We start from the raw sequence: 17244 nt of genomic DNA, 5'->3' as shown, positions 1-17244 counted from the left end.
CACCAACAGGATGCGGAGTATCTGGCAGGCTGTTTAATAAATTGGTCGCGAACGGGATCGCCCGGCCATCAGACGTCCGGCCTCGCCTTCCGTCAAGCCGACGAAAAGAAAGCGGGTGACAAGCTTAGCCTGCCACCCGCTTCCATCTTGGTCCTATGCCGCCCGACCCTCCTCCAGGCCGGCGGCCTGGAGTTCGAACAGGCCGCGATAGACGCCATCGGGCCGGCGCAGGAGGGTGGCGTGATCGCCCTCCTCGATGATCCGTCCCCGCTCGAAGACGAGGATGCGGTCCATCGCCTTCACGGTGGAGAGACGGTGGGCGATGATGATGGTCGTGCGACCGGCCATCAACCGCTCCATCGCCTCCTGGATCAGATGCTCGGATTCGGAATCGAGGCTTGCCGTTGCCTCGTCCAGAATCAAGATCGGCGCATCGGCCAGGAAGGCACGTGCCAGCGCCACACGCTGACGCTCACCACCCGACAGCTTGATGCCGCGCTCACCCACCAAAGTGGCATAGCCTTTCGGCAGGGCCATGATGAAGTCGTGAGCGTTGGCGAGCTTCGCCGCGCGTTCGATCTCGGCCTGGCTTGCCTGCGGGCTGCCATAGCCGATGTTCTCGGCGAGCGAGCGGTGAAACAGGATCGGCTCCTGCTGCACGATGGCGATGTTGGCGCGCAGGCTCGTCTGCGTCACCGCGGCGATATCCTGCCCGTCGATCGTGATCTGTCCTCCATTGAGATCGTAAAGCCGTTGGATGAGCTTGACGAAGGTCGTCTTGCCCGAGCCGGAATGGCCGACGAGGCCAACCCGTTCACCGGCTTTGATCTTCATGGAGAAATCGCGATAGAGCGGCGTCACATGACCACCGTAGTGGAAGGTGACGTGATCGAACGCGATGGCTCCGTCTGAGATCACGATGTCGCGCGCGCCGGGCCTGTCCTCGACACCGGGAGCTTCGTCATAGAAGGCGACGAGTTCCTCCATGTCGTTGACGGATCGTTGCAGGTTGTGGATGTGCTGGCCGATATCGCGCAGATAGCCATGCACGATCGTGTAGCTCGTCAGCACCAACGCGACATCGCCGGCGCTGGCTTCGCCACGCAGCCACAGCAGCAACACACCACCCAGCACGGCCGCGCGCAGTCCCAGCAGAAAGATCTGCTGCGCCGTGCCCGACCAGGTGCCACGCAACCAGGCACGCGTGGTGCGCTTGCGCCATTTCCACAAGACGCCGCCAAGCCTTCTGTCCTCGCGCGCTTCCGCACCGAAGGCTTTGACGACACCGTTGCAGGTAATGGCATCGGCCAATGCACCGCCCATGCGCGTATCCCAGCGATTGGCCAGGCGCGCGGCGGGCGCCGCGTAATAGACCGACAGCACCACCGTCATCGCCACGAAGCCGATCGAGCCGACCAAGACGACAAGGCCAAGCACGGGCCATTGATGCGCCAGGATGATCGTCGTACCGATCAACACGAAGATCGACGGCAGGATCGCCACCAGCAGCGTGTCGAACAGCAGGTCGAGCGCCCACATGCCACGCGTGATCTTACGCACGGTGGAACCGGCGAAGTTATTGGCGTGCCAATCGGTCGAGAAGCGCTGCAGCCGCGCAAAAGCATCCTGCGCCACCCGGCTCATGATCGCGGTCGTGAGATAGGTGATGCCGGTGAAGAACAACTGGCGGCAGACGACGCCGAAGGCGGCGAGGACGAGCATCACCGCCAGCGCCCGCCAAGCCAGATTGGCTTGTTCCGGCCCAGCCGTGATGGCGTCGATCATCTGACCGGCGAAAATCGGAATGGCGATTTCAGCCAGTGTCGCAACGCCGACGCCGAAAGCGATCGCGGCGACCAGCAAACGATGGTTCGCCCAATGGCGAAATGTGAAGGCAAGAACCGCAGCAATAGGGTTCCGACCCGCTTGACGGGCTTGACGAGTCATGACGGCAACGCGGCGCGCAAAGCGCCGTCTCCATGGCAATGCCAACGCAAATATGCGCGGCGTAAAATTGGGAATTTAAGAGAGAGGCCCGAAGGCCCTACGGCGAGAAGCGGGACCTAGTTGGTCGAGACGACCATGGTCGACTGCATCCCAGCGAGGAGATTCAGAAAATTTGTCATTCAATCTCTCCTCTAGGCGCATGTGCGCGGTTGCCGATGCGATGCAAAATAAAAGAGCAACGTTGAAAAGGCAACCCTGAATCGTCGCGTGCGCGATGCGATCTTCGAGAAGAGCTGTTGTTGAAGGATCAGTTGTCGCCGCGAAAGCCCGTCGCCAGAACATAAAGCTCAGCGGAATCAGCACGGCTTGCTTTCGGCTTGACGTGGCGCACGGTGGTGAAATCGCGCTTGAGGATGGAAAGCAAACTGCCTTCCGTGCCGCCCTGCAACACTTTCGCCACAAAGAAGCCACCGGGCTTCAACACTTCGCGCGCGAACTCAACGGCAAGTTCTGCCAAGTGAACGATGCGCAAGTGATCGGTCTGGCGATGGCCCGTGGCATTGGCCGCCATGTCCGACAACACGCCATCGACACGACCATCGCTGCCATCGGCCGACATCATGGCGCGCAGGCGCTCGGGCGCTTCTTCTTCGAGAAAATCCATGACCGCGAATTCGACGCCGGCCAGCGGCTCGATTTCCAACAGATCGATGCCGATGACTTGGCCGCGCGCCGCGCCCTTGCCTTCCAGCACGCCGACCTGCTTGGCCGCATATTGCGCCCAGCCGCCGGGCGCGGCGCCAAGATCGACGATCTTCTGACCCGGCTTCAGCAGCTTGTAGCGTTCGTCGATCTCGATGAGCTTGTAGGCAGCGCGGGTGCGCCAGCCCTCGGCACGGGCGCGCGCGACATAGGGATCGTTGAGCTGGCGCTCGAGCCAGAGCGTCGACGAGTGCGAGCGCTTATGCGCCGTCTTCACATGCACTTTCAGTGAGCTGTCGCGGCCGGCGCTCTTGCCGCCTGAGCGGCCAGGCACTTTCGGGCCGCCCGATCCCTTTTTCGGCGTGGTCATTCACTCTTTCCGTTCTGGCTGCCGTTCTGACCGCCGCGCCACACGCCGTCGAAACTCATCATCTGCATCAACAGGCCCTCGCGCAGGCCGCGATCGGCGATACGAACGCCGCAGCTCGGGAAGGCCTGCCGAATGGCATCAAAAATAGCGCAGCCGGCCAATACCAGATCGGCGCGCTCGGCGCCAATGCAGCCATTGGCGGCCCGCTCGTCATAGGTCATGTCGCGCAAATGAGTGATGGCGTCGTTCACTTCCGCATTGCGCATCCACAAGCCATCGACACGACGCCGGTCATAGCGCTGAAGACCAAGATGCACGCCAGCCACGGTTGTCACCGTGCCGGATGTGCCGAGCAGATGAAAATGTTCGCAGCACAGTTCCGAGCGCGCCTCCTCGGCGAAATCGGCCAGTTCGGCGGCGACATGATCGACCATGGCCTGATAGGTTTGCGGCGTCACTTCATGGCCGCCAAATTGCTCGGCCAGGGAGACGACGCCCAACGGCAGCGACGTCCACAAGCGCACGCGATCATGCAGTTTCTTGCGGCCTGTCTCGGGGCAGCAGTCGGCGAGCCAGACGATTTCCGTCGAGCCGCCACCAATGTCGAAGAGCAGGATGGCGCGGGCTCTGGGATCCGCCAGCGAAGCGCAGCCAGCGGCGGCAAGAAAAGCTTCCGTCTCGCGATCGACCACTTCGAGCTGCAAGCCAAGGCGCTCATGCACCTGCGACAGAAAGGCCGGGCCGTTCTCGGCCGCGCGGCAGGCTTCGGTGGCGATGAGCCGCGTACGCGCAACGCCGCGCGCCTCCATCTTCTCGCGGCACACGGCCAGCGCCGCCAAGGTGCGGGCGATCGCCGGCTCGCCGAGGCGGCCGGTATGGCTCAGCCCTTCGCCCAGACGGACGATGCGCGAGAAGGCATCGAGAATCTTGAAACCGTCGGGCGACGGCCGGGCGATCAGCAGACGGCAATTGTTGGTGCCGAGGTCGAGCGCCGCGTAAACGGGGGCCTGCGGACGCCCCGCGGGCGTGAGCCCGGCGGGTCCGGCATAAACAGTGTCGCGCCCGGCATCATCGGGCCGCGGCAGCGGGTGGCCTTCGTTCGTCAAAACCTTGCTCCAACACGCTTCCTAGGAAGCGGAGCGATTCAAACCAATGTAAAGCGCGTCGGATCAAACGCCAAGGCGCCTGACGACAGGCGCCCTGACGTCTTGCTGCCGGCGATCAGAACCAGTCCGGGGCGTAGGGACAGGTCACGTTCGGGACCCAGACCAGCCGGCCGCCCCGCAACACCTGTTCCCGGCCGCCATAACAGCCATTTACCGCCTGAAAAGCATCCGGCCGGCCATTCGGCACATTGCGATAATTGCCGGGGTCGCCGCCATAGCTGCGCGGCGCCCGGGCGTAGGTATTGGGGCCATAACCGCCCCCGACCCGCACTGAATGGGGCACAGACGGCCGGTAGATCTGGCTGTGATAGGCCTGATGCCGGTGGCTCTTGCGCTTCGTTTTGGCCTCGGCCGGCAGAGCCAGCGCCACCACCGCGGCCATAGCCGAAGCGATTGCAATCACGCGAAATATCGACATGGGAGCCTCCTCTCGACGAACGCCCGCAGCCGCGATTGTCCTGCACCGTCCGTAAGATAGGAACGCGTGCCGATAACGTCGATATGGGCTCACGAGGTGTGGCAAGCGCGCCACCCACCAAGTGGCGGCGAAAATGCAATTAAGTGTCTGTTTTTTCTAAAAATACTCTAGAGAGGGGCAACAAAGTGCCGGACTATCCTCTTTTTTGGGGCTCGCTCACCATCCGGTGGACCCGCATCAGCTCCGCCAACGTTTCCGGTTTCCGCCGTCCGCATCCGCATTCCGTCGCCACACCGAAGGACACGGCATATTTCCGGGCGGCCGCGATGCGCTTCTGCGTTCCTTCCACGCCGTCGGTCGTGTGTACGAGACCCAGATAGAGTTCCGTGCCTGGCTGCAGCTTCAGGCCGGCCAGCGCCTCGTAATATTTTTCGTCGGCCCGCTCCTTCGGCACAGGCAGATGCAGCCAGTCAAGTGGACGCGTCAGTCCGCGCACGATGCCATTGGCGACAGACACCAGTTTCGATGTGTCTTCCGGTTCCTTGAAATGGCGGCCGCCACTGTCGCCGTAGCAGAGATGAAAACCGAGTTCGACGCCGCTGGGCACATGATTGCCGAGGCGCACCAGCCGCGACACCATATCCGCCTCCGGCTTCTCGAAGGCATGGGGCAGCACACCTTCGAGAATGGCGAATTCGATCGCCGTATCCCATTGGATCGCCAGATCGGCAGCAGGAATGGCGGCGACGATCGCGTCGAGCTCGGCCAGCATCGCCGCCTCATACAGCGGCTCCAGTTTGAGCTGATCTTCCGGAAAAACGAAAATGGTCGTCGGCGCAATCGGCGTCGGCAAACAGACTTGGAATTTCATGCCGGGCGGGATCTCGCCGGCTTTCTTGAGCGCCTTGAACGCGCCATAGGAGGCCTCGGCCGCAGCGGCATAGCCGAGCGGCGGAAATTTCACGTCGCCGACCGTCGCACCGGTTTTCAGCCGAAACTTTGGCCGCTTGATATATCCCGCATCGAAGATTTCCGAGGCCAGGGCCGGAACGGCGCTGAACACGCTCTGTTGCCATTGCGTCCAATTGATCCGCGCGCCGGTTTCGCCGTCAGGCATGCGCTTGAGGTGGCGACCGAGATGTTCGCTGACAAATCGAAACACCGCTTCGGCATCGGCCAGCGGCATGCTGCCAACCAGCAGCGCACCGACAACGTTGTCTTGAACGTTATCTTCGGCGCTGCCCGCCGCTTTCGCTTCCGCCACGGCGACCTCCCCTGTCCGCTCCGCGCTGTCGCAAGTCTCCGCCAAGTCGTAGCGCACAAGCCAGTCCTAAATAGGAATGGAAAGAATTCCATGTTGGAATGCATGGTCATTAGTCTTTTGAGCCGAACAAGCTGCGCAGCGTCGCGCGAAACCAGCGATGCCCGGCGTCCTGCTGCACGCGCTCGTGCCAGAACTGGCAAATTTCGATACGCGGCAACGGCAGCGGCGTTGCAAACGGCATGAGCTTGAGATCGTCAGCCAAATATTGGGCCAAGCGCGCCGGCAGTGTGCCGACCGCGTCGGTCTTGCTCGCCACCATGGCGCTCGTCACGAAACTGGGAACACGCACATGCACGCGATCCGGATCGAGCTTGGTGGCGAAGATGCGCTCCAGCGCTTGATGCACGCCGTGCCCCGTCGGAGATGAAGTGACGACCACATGTCGCTCGCGCAGGAAAGCCTCGGACTTCGTCAATTTTCCCGCGCGCGGATGAGCTTTGCGCACCACGCTCATATAGCTGTCGGTGTAAAGTCTTTGACGGCGCATATTGGCAGAGACGCTGGGAAATACGCCCAACACCACATCCGCTTCTCCCGCTTGCAGGCGCGCTTCGATCGGCCGCGAGTCAAGCGGCATAGCCTTGAGCCGCAGGCCTGGCCCCTGCTTTTCCAGATGGGCAATGATCGGCGGCACCAATTGCGCCAGGCCGACTTCGGTGACGATCATCGCAAACTCGCGCGCCGACGATCTGGGATCGAAGGCCACGCTGGACGATCGCATGACATCCGAAGTGGTCAGCAGATCCTTCAACGGCTGCGCGAGGTCGAGCGCACGCGGCGTCGGATGCATCGCCAAGCCAACGCGCACGAACAGGGGGTCGCCAAAATGCGCGCGCAGCTTCGTCAGCGCCTTGCTGATCGTCGGCTGCGTCGTATCCAGAATTTGCGCGGCGCGCGTCAGGCTGCGCACTTCAAGCAACAGAGCAAGAACGCGCAGATGCCGCAAGCTGATATTGCTTTCATCCATGATCCGCCCCTCCCCGGTTCCGATCAGGAATGAAGACTATTCCAGATCGCCGCTACGCCGTCGAGACGATCCGGGTGACGCTTGCCAGACAGTATGCCTGTCTGGAGGGAGACATGACCGTACTCAAGAAGCATCTGCGCCGTCTGAGCGCCGCCATTCTCATGGCATTGCCGTTCATTTTACCTCACGGCGCAAAAGCGCAGGGCATGACCTACCCGGCGGAAAATATTCATTTCATCTGCGGTTTCGCGGCCGGCAGCGGTGCCGACATCATCGTCCGCTTCTTCGCCAATAAGATGCAGCCGATCCTCGGCAAGACCGTGATCGTCGAAAACAAGCCCGGCGCCATCGGCAATATCGCGACCGAATATGTCGCGCGCGCCAAGCCGGACGGTTACACGATCTATGTCACCAGCGGCGACGCCCTTGCGACCAACATGCATATCTTCAAGAAACCGTCGGTCGATGTGATCAAGCAGTTGCAAATGGTCACCACCATCAACCGCATGCCGATGATGATCGCCGTCAGCGCGTCCTCGCCGCACAAAACCATCGACGAGCTGACCAAAGCTATGAAGGAGAAAGGCGACAGGGGCAGCTATTCCACCACCAATCCGCCGGCTCGCGTCGTCGGCGCCATGTATAAGGAAGCTGCCGGCCTCTCCACCCTCGAGGTTCAGTACAAGACCACTGCCGACACCATCAACGATGTGGCCAGTGGCGTCGTCGACTATGCGATCTACGATCCGGTGTTCGCGACCATTCAGGCCAGGCAAGGCAAAATCCGCATTCTCGCCGTGGCGACGGGCGAGCGCCTGAAGTCCGCGCCCGAATATCCGACCATGACCGAACTTGGCTACAAGATGAACCTCGTCAGCTGGTGGGGCGCCATGGTGCCGATGGGAACGCCCCGGCCGATCGTGGAAAAGCTGCGCGAGGCGTTTGGACAGGTGATTGCCAGCGAGGAAGGCAAAGCCTTTCTGGCCTCGATCGCGAGCGATCCATGGACCATCGGCCCGGACGATGCCCAGCAATACTGGCGCAAGGAAGTGGACGACTGGCGTGATTATGCGCGCCTCGCCAAGATCGAGCCGCAATGACTGGGGGACTGATATTCAGCGGTTCGAGAACTGCTCCGGGTCCCGGTCGGCGCGGATGAGCGGCTTCGAAATACCTCCTTACGAATAGATCGAAAGCCGATCAAAAACCTATCAGAAACAGCATCATAGGCGACATTTTTGTAACAATTCCGCCACATCTGCGGAGAAAAGGCGGTCGCCAGCCGGCGGAAAACCATTCGGCTGTGGCGGCCTGTCACGATTCCGATACGTTCGCCATATCCGTAGAATCACGGGTGTGAAAATACTCGCAATTCGAGGAAGCGGGCGCCGGCGCAAGCTGGAGGCAGACTTGGACAGGTCTGGCGCTTCACGCGGTTCCGGTAGTTTTCGGAGGGTGAACGAATGAAGTTTAGCAAGAATATCCTGCTCGGCTCCGCGGCGACTGTGCTCGCAGCGGCCAGCGCGCAGGCCGCGGATCTGCCGTCGCGCAAGTCCGCCCCTGTTGAATATGTACGGGTCTGCGACGCCTATGGCGCGGGCTTTTACTGGATTCCCGGCACCGACACCTGCTTGAAGGTCGGCGGCCGTATCCGCGTCGACATGTGGTACACGCCGGCCAAGAACGCGGTTTCCGGTCGTTCGACCGGTGGCGGCACCGGCACGTTCATCAGCTCCAACGGTGTCGATCAGAACGGCTGGCTGGCGCGCGGCGTCGTCAATATGGATGCCCGCACCCAATCCGCCTGGGGCACCGTGCAGACCGTCTTCTCGCTGCGTCTGATGGCGGCATCGGGTCTCGCCAATACCCCGCCGGGATATTCGGCCGGCGTCTTCGCGGCGGGCAATGCCAATACCGCGACGATCGAAGCGGCCTATATCCGTTTCGCCGGCTTCACGGTCGGTCAGGCCGCGTCGAACTTCACGTTCTTGCCGCCCTATCAATATCAGTCGCTGTATAATGCGGGCTTCCCGAACGGCGTCCGCCAGTTGGCTTACACGGCGACCTTCGGCAGCGGTTTCTCCGCCACCCTGGCCCTCGAAAACAAGGGCGACCTGATCGTGGCCTCGGCCGTCAACACGCTCGGCGCCAATCCGTTCACCGCCACGGCGGCAACGGCTGGACCGGTCGCGCAGCGTCTGCCGTCGCTCGTCGGCAACCTGCGCGTCGACCAGGCGTGGGGTTCGTTGATGGTGTCCGGGATGGTGATGCAAAACACCGGCACCTTCGCCAATCCGGCGCTTGCCGTGGTTGGCAATGCTGGTCCGCAGATCAATCGCACTGGTTGGGCTGTCGGTGGCGGCGGCCGCATCAACCTGCCGATGATCGCGCCGGGCGACCACTTCCAGTTCTGGGCCAACTATGGTGTCGGCGCGCTCGACTATCTCTATGGCCTGGGCCTGAACGGCAACTTCGCTGTGCAGACCAACTTCCTCGGCGGCTTCCTGCGCGTCGATCGCAACCTGACCCTGTACTGCCTGAACGCGGCCTGCACGGCCGGCGGCGCGGAGCAGACCAAGGCCTTCAGCGCCACCGCGATCTTCACCCACTACTGGACGCCGACGCTGCGTTCGAACCTGATCGGCACTTATGTGCAGATCACGCCGGGCAGCGTCAGCCAGAACACGGCTTGGGCGCAGGGCGGTCTGTCGAAAGCCCATCTGTGGAACGTCGCGGGTGACTTGATCTGGTCGCCGGTGCGCAACTTCGACATCGGTGTCGAACTCTCCTACGCCAAACTGAACCAGAGCCTGCCGCTCTCGGTTCCGGCGGGCCTGGGCGTTCTCGCCAATGTCAATCCGAGCAACTGGACCGGCCGCGTGCGCGTCGAGCGCACCTTCTGATCCGGCAAGCCTTCCGGCCGGGGTTCGCAATCCCCCGACCGGACCAGCCGCACCTCGTGGCACCCGGGCATCCGGTGAGATTGAAATCGGCCTCCGTTTCAATCCGCTCCCTCTGAGCAACAGATCCGGGATAACGGGGATTTTGGGCGGACCTTTCGCCCCGACGTCGAGCAGCGTCGGGGCTTTTTTCTTGAGCATTTTTCCTGGCCATTCCACGCGGTCCTAGCCGCGTTTTCGCCATCCTTCGGCCGCCTCTTTCCGCCATCGTACAAACCATATGTACGATTGGGTCGCGAGGGCATTTATTCCTAGTGAATCAATATTTTAAGGCAGCTTATTGCCCAACAAATGAGCGTATGCCGATCTATTCGTTGCTGCGGTGCCACACCCGCTCAGCAAACAGGCAAGCTCAAGTGTTCGTGAACACTGGTCAGGCTAGATTGCGGTATTTTCCGGTCGAGCTGGATCGCAAGGACATATTTACGGCAAGTTCGTGGGAATTATGCCCGCCCATTGGCGAGATCCAGGCTTTTCCCACGTCGATAAGAGTTCAGAGTTTTTCTGACGGAGCATAATAATGAGGTTCACCAAGAGTCTTCTGCTTGGTTCTTCGGCGGCTTTGCTCGCCATGGCTGGGGCGCAGGCGGCTGATCTGCCGTCGCGCAAGGCGGCACCCGTGGAATATGTCCGCGTATGCGACGCCTATGGCGAAGGTTTTTACTGGATTCCCGGGACGGACACCTGCCTGCGCGTTGGCGGTCGTGTTCGTGTCGATGGCTGGTATACGCCCTCCAAGAATGCAGTTTCCGGTCGTTCGACTGGTGGCGGCACCGGCACGTTCATCTCTTCGAACGCGGTTGATTCCACCGGCTGGTATGCGCGCGGCATCGTCAACATGGACGCCCGCACGCAGTCGGCCTGGGGCACGGTGCAGACCGTGTTCTCGCTGCGCCTGCAAGCGGCGAGCGGCCTCGGCGTCGCCTCGCCCGGTTACACCGGCGGCGTGTTCTCCGGCGGCAACGCCAATACGGCGACGATCGAAGCGGCTTATATCCGCTTCGCCGGCTTCACCGTCGGTCAGGCCACCTCGAACTTCACGTTCCTGCCGAACCTGCCCTACGGCTCGATGCTGAACGCGGCCTTCCCGAGCGGCATCCGCCAGCTCGCTTATACCGCGACCTTCGGCGGCGGCTTCTCGGCCACGCTGGCGATCGAAAACCGCGGCGACCTGCCGATGTCGATGACCGCCAATACGCTGGGTGCCAATCCGTTCACCGCGACCGGCGCGCTCGCCGGTCCGGTGGCGCAGCGCCTGCCCGCCCTCGTCGCCAACCTGCGCATCGATCAGGGCTGGGGCTCGGCGATGGTGTCGGGCGCCGTGCTCGAAAACTCGGCGACCTTCGGTAACGCCAACCTCGCTGTTGTCGGCAATGCCGGCCCGGCAATCCGTCGCACGGGCTGGGCTGTCGCCGGCGGCCTGAAAGTCAACCTGCCAATGCTCGCCCAAGGCGACAACGTGCAGGTGTGGGCGGCTTACGGTGTCGGCGCGCTCGACTACGTGGCCTCGAATGGCGCCAGCGCCAACACGCTGCTCACCAGCAACTACCTCGGCGGCTATCTGCGCGCCGATCGTAACCTCACCTTGTTCTGCGTGAACGCCGCCTGTTCGGCCGGCGGCTCGGAACAGACCAAGGCGTTCAGCGTCACCGGTACTCTGACCCACTACTGGACCCCCTCCCTGCGGTCGAACCTCATCGGTTCTTACCTGCGGATCGATCCGGGCAGCGTGACCCAGAATACCGCCTGGTCGCAGGGCGGTCTGTCGCGGGCCAATGTGTGGACCGCGGTGGGTCAGCTCATCTGGTCGCCGGTGCGTAACTTCGATATCGGCGTCGAACTGTCTTATGCGCGTCTCAATCAGAACCTGCCGCTGTCGGTTCCCGCGGGCCTTGGCGTTCTCGCCAACGTCAACCCGAACAACTGGACCGGCCGCATGCGCGTCGAGCGCCAGTTCTGATTTGACAAACGATTTCGGCCGGGGGGCGCAATACCCCCGGCCGGAACCACCGCACCTCGCGGCACCTGGACATATCGGTGCGATTGAAATCAACCTCCGTTTCAATCCGCTCCCTCTGAGCAACAGATCCAGGGACACGGGGAATTGGGCGGATCTCCAGCCCCGACGTCGAGCAGCGTCGGGGCTTTTTCATACGGCGCATCGGGCGCCGCCGCGGCCAAGACAGCGGAAAACAAGCGTGCGCGACGCGCGGAACGGTTGACAGGAACGGGTGGAACACCGTAGGTACGCGCCATTGTCATAGCCGTTCGATTTGGCGCGCGGTCTCGACAATCGCCAAATCAAGTAGCTGACTTTACTTGGTTTCTTGGTGGGGAATAGTTCAACGGTAGAACGACGGACTCTGACTCCGTTAATCTTGGTTCGAATCCAGGTTCCCCAGCCACATTTTCCGTTTAAATGCTAAAGCATTTGCAGCGAAACTGCGGCCAAGCTCGCCAAACCTTCTGACCGAAGTCTTTGAACCGCACAGCTGGGTGGCTTGCAGCGCCTGACTATAGCCCGATCTCGTTTGGCAGGGGGAGGGTCTTCATTTCGCGCATTGCTTCGAGGAGCTGCATCGTAGCGTCCGCATCAAGGGTGTCACCCTTGTAGCGAACCTCGTAGAGCCCCTGCAAATTGGATGGCAACTTGATTCCATCCCTCACTAGCAAGACAAAACGGCGACCATAGAAGGCCATTGCAGCGCCAATCTCGATCAAGACGTTTGGGTTGATGATGACGATTTCGTTGCCGTCATCATCCTTGAGCACCCGCTCTGCATCGACATGGATGATTGCCGCGCCTGACATCCGCATGTCGTCCATGACCTTGTCGGGTACTGGCTTGGATACCGAGGTACGCTCCACAGAGACAACCGGCTCCAGCTCCCCGTATTCCAGCATGCGTTTGATAGGATCGACGAACGTCTTGTCCTTGCCGTGGGTGACGAATACTTTCCGTCTCCGAGCATCGTCGGCTTTCGCAGCAGCCATAGTTGTATTCTGGACAGCGTCGGATGGCGCGAGAGGCGTAAGTGGAGCTAGCGGTGCGGCGGGCGCCGATGCCGCCGCTTGAGCCTCTGACTTGGCACGCTCTGGGGCGTCTTGCTCTGCTTCCGTGATCACGTCATCAGGCGTCTCGTCCTGGCCGTCTGCCGGCGCCGGCTTGGCAGTCACGCCAAGAAAGACCCATGTTTTACCCTTACTCTCTTGCAGAAAGCCTGCCGACTTCGCGCTTTCTTGAAGGCGGTCCAGCACCTCGCCACACTTCTCGCGTGGTACGCCCAATTCTTCCAACACGTTTGCTGCGATGTCGTGGCGCGGAAAAGAATGCTTGTCATACCGCTCAAGAAATTCTCGGTAAACGCGCGGTTTCAGAACAGCTTCGCGTCGGGCGGCAGCGTCCTGCTCCTCGGTGGTCGGGCGAAGAATACTCTTCGCCAAGGGGGTCAACGAGATCGCCTGCGCCTGCGCTCCACCCTCGATTAAGCCGAAGGCCATGCTAGCACCGGACAACACTCGAAGTTGCGACCCACCGGGATCGACCTTCAATGCCAATGCCACCTGCAGCGGTGCTGTGGCCCGCCCGCCGAAATTCTCGTCAATCGCCTTAGGAATGCGAAGCGCGTCAGCCAGCGATGACATCGGAACATCCGACTGTTTCAGATAAGCCCGCTTAATCGCAGGCTTCGGTGTCTTCGAGGCCTTCTTAACCGGGGTCTTCGCGCGCGGCATGCGATCTCCTTAGCCCACCACCTATGGTGGCATGCAGACAGTAGAACGCAAGTAGAATCGTGCCACATTCAGCTAATAGCTGACGGTTGTTCGACACTCTATGCACTGCTTGCGTTGAGTTAAATGGCACGGCTGAAACTACAGCGACGTTTGGGAAATAGTACGAGAGTTCATGCGTAAGCTGGACGATTGATCCAGCACGCGGCATAAGACGACCAAACAAGACAAATACCGGGAGTGAAACATGGCGCCTGCCTCCATCGTCGAGGACACCGACGTGCTTGTCGTTGGCGCAGGCATGGCGGGCTTGAGTGCCGCCATCGCGGCGCGCGACATCGGCGCCTCGGTCGTCGTTTTGGAGAAAGCGCCGGAAACTGAGCGCGGCGGCAATACGCGCTTTTCCAATGGCGCCATTCGCGCCGTCTATCATGGCGTCGAGGATATCGATGCGCTCGTCGGCGGCCTGAGCGCGGCGGAACGTGAGCGCTGCGAATTCGGCTCCTATTCGCGCGAGCAATATTATGACGATCTGGCCCGCGTCACCCAATATCGCAGCCATCCCGACATGGCCGACATGCTGGTCGAGAACAGCCGCGACACCTTGTTCTGGTTGCAGCGGCAGGGCCTGCGCTTTCTGCCGCTCTACGAATGGCAGTTCAAACTGCCCAACGGCCGCATCCGCTTTTCCGGCGGCTCGGCGCTGGAAGTTTATGGCGCGGGCGAAGGGGCGTCGGAAGCTCTGTTCCGCACCGCCGAGCGGCGCGGCGCGCGCGTGTTCTATCAAACCAAGGCGCTTTCGCTGATCGATGAAGGCGGTCGCATCGCCGGCGTCATCGCGCGGCGCGACGGCGAAGATGTCGCCATCCGCGCGCGGCGCGTGATCCTGGCCTGTGGTGGCTTTGAAGCCAATACGGAATGGCGCACGCGCTATCTCGGCCCCTCGTGGGATCTCGCCAAGGTGCGCGGCTCGCGCTTCAACACGGGCGATGGCCTGCGCATGGCGCTCGAACGGGGCGCCCTGCCCTTCGGCAACTGGTCGGGCTGCCATTCGGCGAGTTGGGATCTCAACGCGCCCGACGTCAACGAACTCGCATATGGCACCGTCTTCAAACGCGACGATTATCTCGAGGGCATCGTCGTCAATGCCGACGGAGAGCGCTTCTTCGACGAAGGCGCCGATATCAGGGCCCTCACCTATGCCAAACTCGGACGCGCCATTCTGGCCCAGCCGGGCCAGGTCGCCTGGCAGATTTTCGACAAGCACGGCGCGGCGCGCCTGCATGGTGAATATCGCGTCAAGCAATCGGCCCGCTTCAAGGCCGAAACACTGGAAGCCCTGATCGCTCAGTTCGACGGCATCAAGCGCGAGGCCTGCCTCACCACCATCAAGAATTTCAACGCCGCCGTGCGCACGGACATTCCCTACGATCCCGGCAAGAAGGATGGCCGCTGCACGGAAGGGCTTGCGATCCCCAAATCCAATTGGGCGCTCGCCATCGCCGAGCCGCCGTTCGAAGCCTATGCGGTGACTTGCGGCATCACCTTTACGTTCGGTGGGCTGCGCGTCGATGGCGACTGCTGCGTGCTTGACGAAGGTGGGCAGCGTGTCACGGGCCTGCATGCGGCGGGCGAAATGGTGGGCGGCCTGTTTTACTTCAACTATCCCGGCGGCTCCGGCCTCATGTCGGCTGCCGTCTTCGGGCGCATCGCCGGCCGCGCGGCGGCACAGGCGGCATTGGGCACTTAACGTTCTCTTTTGCCCACCGTTGAAAGCCACGCCATAACCTGATTTTCTATCGTCAACCGCTGACTTCGCGTTCGACTCGCCTGAGTTCGGACCTGACCACCACAAAAGCGGTATCGAGGGAGGAAATAATGAGAAAGGGCGTATTGGCGCTGGCGGCTCTCGTGGCCTTGGCGGGCACAGCGCAAGCGCAAAGTGATTTCTATCGCGGCAAGCAGATCAGAATCGTCGTCGGCAGCGAGGTCGGCGGCGGCTTCAGCAGCTATGCGCAATTGCTGTCCTCCCATTTCGGTAAATATGTGCCGGGCAATCCGGCTGTCGTCATCGAACATCGGCCGGGTTCGGGGGGCGTGAATGCCATCGACTATGTGGCCAATGCCGGTGCCAAGGATGGAACCGTCATCGCCGTGGCGATGCCGAATTTCTTCGTCACGCCTTTCGTCGAGCCGAAGGCGGCGAAATTCGATCCCGCGAAATTCCATTTCATCGGCCGCATGAGCGATTTCGGACGCGCCCTGGTCGCCTGGCACACGAGCGGTATGAAGACGCTGGACGATCTGAAAACCAGGGAAACCGTTCTGGCGACATCGGCACGCCGTTCCACCACGACGATCCAGCCGGTTCTGATCAACGAAATCTTCGGAACGAAGATGAAAATCGTGACCGGCTTCATGGGCTCAGGCCCCACCGCCGTAGCTCTCGAACAGGGCGAGGTGCAGGTCAGCACCATCGCCTATTCGACCTTGGTCAGCCTGCATCCGGACTGGCTGCGCGACAAGAAGATCAACATCATCGCCGGGCTCGACTTTGCCGACATTCCCGGCGTCACGAAAATCCGCGATCTGATCGACGATCCGCAGAAGAAAGCGATGTGGGATTTCGTCGCCCTGCCGTCCGAATTCGGTACGGCTTATGTGACGGCGCCGGGCGTGCCCGAGGACCGACTGCGCATCCTGCGTCAAGCCTTCGACGAAACCATGAAAAGCGAAGAGATGATCACCGACGCCAAGCGGCGCAATCTCGATCTCAATCCGAAATCGGGTGAAGACCTCGATCAATTGTTCGCCAAAGCCGGCACACCGACGCCCGAGATCATCAAACATGTCGGCGGCATCATGGGCGTCAACTAAGATTCTCTCCGTGTCCTTCCCGACGCACCGCAGGTGCGAGCGGGAATCCAGAGCAAGTGGCCAGCCCATGCGTCATTGCCCTGAATAGCACTCTACAGGTGGCTCAAGATTCCCGCTCGCGCTTCGCGCGTCGGGAATGACACCGAGCGTCTTTTTCACGAACCTGTTGGAGGATCAGCGATCCGTTGCAGCCACGGCTGGCGCATGGCTGCTTCTTTCTCCCAGGCTTCGATCCGCGATCGGTGCCGCATCGTCATGGCGACATCATCAAGGCCTTCGAGCAAAGCGGTACGCTCGCCTGGATCGATCGCGAAGGAAAAGGCCTTGCCGTCGGGACAGACGATCGTGTTGCGGACCAGATCAACCTCGAACGGCAGGCGACCATCGACATCAACGACACACCGCTCAAACGCCGCCCCTGATGGCGGATCGAGCACGATCGGCAACATCCCGTTCTTGATCAGGCTCTCGCGATAGACTTCGGAAAAGCTGCGCGCGACGATGCAGCGCACGCCATGGGCGGCCAGGGCCCATACGGCCACTTCGCGTGCGCTGCCGCAGCCAAAATTGCCGCCGGTGACCAGGATAGGGGCACGATGGAAACGCGGCCGATCGAGCACGAAGGGCGTGTTGGGATCGGCGCGCCAGCGCGCGAAGAGCCCCGCCTGATAATCGGGCTCCAGGGCGCGCATGAATTGCACGGGGGTGATCTGATCGGTATTGATGTTGTCGATCAGCAGGGGAGCGGCCGCGCCGCGAACGCTGGTGAACTTGTCCATGC

The 17244-nt window shown here is 61.6% G+C and carries 13 protein-coding genes and 1 tRNA gene; 6 read left to right on the top strand and 8 right to left on the bottom strand.

Going from position 1 to position 17244, the window contains the following annotated elements:
* Nucleotides 1-153: 153 nt before the first annotated feature.
* The 6 genes from OIM99_RS11730 to OIM99_RS11705 all read right to left on the bottom strand — a co-directional run bounded on the left by OIM99_RS11730 (nucleotide 154) and on the right by OIM99_RS11705 (nucleotide 6894).
* A complete protein-coding gene (locus tag OIM99_RS11730) occupies nucleotides 154-1947 on the bottom strand; it encodes an ABC transporter ATP-binding protein (RefSeq protein WP_311850593.1) in 1794 nt (597 codons plus the stop codon).
* 307 nt (nucleotides 1948-2254) lie between these two features.
* The gene (locus OIM99_RS11725; protein ID WP_311850592.1) at nucleotides 2255-3019 is read right to left on the bottom strand and encodes an RlmE family RNA methyltransferase; all 765 of its coding nucleotides are present in this window, start codon (nucleotides 3017-3019) and stop codon (nucleotides 2255-2257) included.
* A complete protein-coding gene (locus OIM99_RS11720; protein WP_311850591.1) occupies nucleotides 3016-4125 on the bottom strand; it encodes a Ppx/GppA phosphatase family protein in 1110 nt (369 codons plus the stop codon). The genes OIM99_RS11725 and OIM99_RS11720 overlap by 4 nt, the downstream gene beginning before the upstream one ends.
* 115 nt (nucleotides 4126-4240) lie before the next feature.
* Nucleotides 4241-4603 carry a hypothetical protein gene (locus OIM99_RS11715; RefSeq protein WP_311850590.1) on the bottom strand — a complete coding sequence of 121 codons (363 nt, stop codon included), beginning with the start codon at nucleotides 4601-4603 and terminating at the stop codon, nucleotides 4241-4243.
* A 193-nt stretch (nucleotides 4604-4796) separates the two neighbouring features.
* A complete protein-coding gene (locus OIM99_RS11710; RefSeq protein ID WP_311850589.1) occupies nucleotides 4797-5867 on the bottom strand; it encodes a hypothetical protein in 1071 nt (356 codons plus the stop codon).
* A 109-nt stretch (nucleotides 5868-5976) separates the two neighbouring features.
* Nucleotides 5977-6894, bottom strand: coding sequence for a LysR family transcriptional regulator (locus OIM99_RS11705; RefSeq protein ID WP_311850588.1), 918 nt, complete (start codon nucleotides 6892-6894; stop codon nucleotides 5977-5979).
* Nucleotides 6895-7007: 113 nt separating this feature from the next.
* Here OIM99_RS11705 and OIM99_RS11700 point away from each other — a divergent pair, with 113 nt between their 5' ends.
* The 4 genes from OIM99_RS11700 (at nucleotide 7008) to OIM99_RS11685 (ending at nucleotide 12259) form a co-directional block, all read left to right on the top strand.
* Entirely contained in the window at nucleotides 7008-7994 is a 987-nt protein-coding gene (locus OIM99_RS11700) for a tripartite tricarboxylate transporter substrate binding protein (protein ID WP_311850587.1), read from the top strand.
* Nucleotides 7995-8357: 363 nt separating this feature from the next.
* Entirely contained in the window at nucleotides 8358-9797 is a 1440-nt protein-coding gene (locus OIM99_RS11695) for a porin (RefSeq protein ID WP_311850586.1), read from the top strand.
* 577 nt (nucleotides 9798-10374) lie between these two features.
* Complete coding sequence (locus OIM99_RS11690; protein WP_311850585.1) at nucleotides 10375-11814, top strand: porin; 1440 nt, start codon at nucleotides 10375-10377, stop codon at nucleotides 11812-11814.
* 371 nt (nucleotides 11815-12185) lie between these two features.
* A tRNA-Gln gene (locus tag OIM99_RS11685) sits at nucleotides 12186-12259 on the top strand.
* Nucleotides 12260-12368: 109 nt separating this feature from the next.
* On the opposite strand, the gene OIM99_RS11680 is transcribed toward OIM99_RS11685, so the two are convergent.
* On the bottom strand, nucleotides 12369-13589 hold the full coding sequence (locus OIM99_RS11680) for a TIR domain-containing protein (RefSeq protein ID WP_311850584.1): 1221 nt from the start codon (nucleotides 13587-13589) through the stop codon (nucleotides 12369-12371).
* A gap of 244 nt (nucleotides 13590-13833) precedes the next feature.
* Here OIM99_RS11680 and tcuA point away from each other — a divergent pair, with 244 nt between their 5' ends.
* Complete coding sequence (gene tcuA / locus OIM99_RS11675) at nucleotides 13834-15336, top strand: FAD-dependent tricarballylate dehydrogenase TcuA (protein ID WP_311850583.1); 1503 nt, start codon at nucleotides 13834-13836, stop codon at nucleotides 15334-15336.
* A gap of 128 nt (nucleotides 15337-15464) precedes the next feature.
* Nucleotides 15465-16463, top strand: coding sequence for a tripartite tricarboxylate transporter substrate-binding protein (locus OIM99_RS11670; RefSeq protein WP_311850582.1), 999 nt, complete (start codon nucleotides 15465-15467; stop codon nucleotides 16461-16463).
* Between the two features lie 155 nt (nucleotides 16464-16618).
* On the opposite strand, the gene leuD is transcribed toward OIM99_RS11670, so the two are convergent.
* A complete protein-coding gene (leuD, locus tag OIM99_RS11665; protein WP_311850581.1) occupies nucleotides 16619-17242 on the bottom strand; it encodes a 3-isopropylmalate dehydratase small subunit in 624 nt (207 codons plus the stop codon).
* Nucleotides 17243-17244: the final 2 nt, after the last annotated feature.

The sequence above is a fragment of the Methylocella sp. CPCC 101449 genome, from assembly GCF_031921685.1.
GTDB lineage: Bacteria > Pseudomonadota > Alphaproteobacteria > Rhizobiales > Beijerinckiaceae > Terripilifer.
This window is presented reverse-complemented; position numbering and strand designations above follow the sequence as displayed.